The 1,196-nt window shown below is 57.1% G+C and carries 1 pseudogene; it reads right to left on the bottom strand.

The features are described from left to right. Positions 1 to 217: 217 nt before the first annotated feature. Positions 218 to 1,111, bottom strand: a pseudogene (locus ACW5W8_RS23680) (IS4 family transposase); the annotation flags it as partial. Positions 1,112 to 1,196 lie beyond the last annotated feature (85 nt).

Genomic DNA, 1,196 nt, shown 5'->3' with positions numbered 1-1,196 from the left:
TGGGGTATCCATGATGGTAGACCTCAAGGTGATGGCCTACTTCAAGCTTAGCCTTTCAACACGTAATTGGGACATAGCCATAAAAAAGCCCCGCCAACAGGCAGGGCTGTATGCAACTTTAAAGAAACAAGAAATAAACAATCGGAGTGGTGTTGGGAGCCAGGAGTTGCGGTAAGCAGATGAAAAAAGAGACAGCTTTAGCGGTAATGCCAGTCAGTTAAGCCTGACTGGCATTGTTTTTATTGGCTTTTTGCACCGCATACTTTTGTGGTCTTGCCTTCACACTGCGGGGGTAACTCCGCTCCCTTCGCTCCGGCAACACAAACTGCCCCGCCTGCTTATCCAGCTCCGCCACCCGCTTCGGGATACTCCCCGGTGACAGGTACGGCATGCTGCTCAGTTCATGGATGAGGTACACCGATGCCATGTGAAAACTCAGCTGGCTCGCCGTGTATCCCTTCAGACTTGCCGCCATCTTCACCATCTGGCTGCGCAGCAGGTTGTACGCCAGCAACACACCCCATAGCTCTTGCCGTATCCCCGCCGCCTTCTTGCTGCGCAGGGTCAGCCGGTGTTGTTGCAGGCTGTGCTTCATCTCCCGATAGCCCAACTCGATTTCCCAGCGGTGACTGTAGAGCTCAACGATGTCGGCCCCCGGGAAGCGCATCGGGTCGACCATCGAGGTCAATACTTGGCGCTCCTTGCCATTGATGTGTCGGGTCAGCAAGCGGGCTTCCACTGTGTCCGGCAGGTGCGGCCACTTCTTCCTCGCCTGTGGGCTGGTTTTCAGCAAGACCAGGGCATCCTGGCGCCCCAGTTTGCGCACCACCTCGTATTGGGTACCCTTTTTGAGCGGCAGCAACCAGTGCCGCTCAACGCCCGCACTCTGCCATGCGTGGAGCAGGCCCAGGGAGTAGAACCCCTTGTCGAACAGGGTGAGCGAGTGGTCCGGTGTACGCGCGATGAGTTGCTCGGCCAGTACCATCTCGTTGACGGCGCAGCTCTCCATGACGGCTTGCGTGAGCAGGTGGCTGGTCAGCTCCATCTGACAGAGCATGCGCACCTGCGGATAGGCAGTTTCCCCATGCTGAGTACCGGGCTTGGCAAAGGCTATGTCCCAATTACGTGTTGCATGGGGTGCCCCAGCGCCTCATGCAAACATGCTTTGATATTCACGCCCCTCCCGTAACGCTCCA

It is taken from the genome of Aeromonas aquatilis (genome assembly GCF_054052405.1).
The sequence above is the reverse complement of the archived record's forward strand: the minus strand, read 5'-3'. Positions and strand labels throughout refer to the sequence as shown.